We start from the raw sequence: 1,443 nt of genomic DNA on the forward strand, positions 1-1,443 counted from the left end.
TAGGAGAATGTAATGAGCGCATCCCAATCACTTAGCCCTTGGCACCGTGCTGAAATTGAGAGGTGAAGCATGGATCCTCTCAGATTTCCGGCCTTATAGTGCCTAAGCGGGAAGCCTGTTGCTCCCTGATGACTGGAGGATCCACCCATGAAATTTACTCCTGTTGGCGTCGATATTGCAAAACATTTGATGCAAATTCATTTTGTTGATGAATACACCGGTGAACTCATTGACAAGCAACTAAAACGAAATGATTTTTTAACTTTCTTTAGTAACCGTGAGCCTTGCTTGATTGGTATGGAAGCGTGCGGTGGCGCTCACTATTGGGCACGGGAACTGAGAAAGCTGGGACATGAAGTGCGTTTGCTTAAGGCTCGGTTTGTCAGGGCATTTCGGATGGGAAATAAAAACGATGTTCAGGATGCCCGGGCGATTTGGCTGGCCGTTCAGCAACCCGGTAAATCCGTTGCTATCAAAAATGAAGAACAGCAGGCCATTCTGTCATTACACCGGATGCGCTATCAACTCGTCAAATTCAGAACCGCGCAGATCAATTCGTTACATGGTTTACTGCTGGAATTTGGTGAAACCGTACATAAGGGCAGAACCTCGCTGGATAAAGCCATGCCTGAAGTCCTTGAGCGACTAAAGGAAAAACTGGCACCATTCCTACTCAATCTGCTTGAAAAGCAATACCACCGTTTGAACGAAATCGATGAACAAATTGAACAGGTGGAAAAACAACTGACGACGTGGGCAAAGCAGAATGCTGATTGTCAGCGAATTATGAAAATTCCCGGCGTCGGTGTCTTAATTGCGACAGCCGCCATCGCAACGATGGGCGATCCCAGAGCGTTTCGGTCGGGCAGGGAATTTTCGGCCTATTTGGGCCTGGTGCCGAAACAAACGGGAACGGGAGGCCGGGTCAAATTACTGGGCATCAGTAAACGGGGAGATACCTATCTGAGAACCCTGTTTATTCACGGTGCAAGAGCGGCCACCTTGCTGACAAAAACACCGCTGCCGTGGGTGACGGAGCTGAAAAAACGCCGTCCGGTCTGTGTAGTGATAGTGGGGATGGCCAATAAGCTGGCTCGTACCGTTTGGGCATTGGTCGCCCATCAACAGGAATATCAAAAAGATTACGTCAGTGTCAGACCTTACTGAGGTGTTTCACTGATCAACTTTCACTTTTAACGACAAGGATGAATGTAGAAAGATTGCTAAGGCAATAATAATGATGACAAAGACAGGTAAGACCGTGACTTGCTAAACCTGATTTATGCTCTGAGCGTAAAGCTCGTTAGGAGAGTGAGGAGTCAGTCAGCGGATTACATCGAGGCCCGCAGCTCTGGCTGTAATAAGGCCGGATATAGAGCTGCAACCTACCGTCGATGTCAGAGTAATTTTTGTCTTGCAAACGGGATGCGTTCATATAGAGCA

The 1,443-nt window shown here is 47.7% G+C and carries 1 protein-coding gene; it reads left to right on the top strand.

Annotation, left to right across the window (positions count from 1 at the left end; genetic code table 11):
* Positions 1-147: 147 nt before the first annotated feature.
* On the top strand, positions 148-1,167 hold the full coding sequence (locus tag BM329_RS14175; RefSeq protein ID WP_092554450.1) for an IS110 family RNA-guided transposase: 1,020 nt from the start codon (positions 148-150) through the stop codon (positions 1,165-1,167).
* Positions 1,168-1,443 lie beyond the last annotated feature (276 nt).

The sequence above is a fragment of the Xenorhabdus koppenhoeferi genome, assembly GCF_900116635.1.
Taxonomy (GTDB): domain Bacteria; phylum Pseudomonadota; class Gammaproteobacteria; order Enterobacterales; family Enterobacteriaceae; genus Xenorhabdus; species Xenorhabdus koppenhoeferi.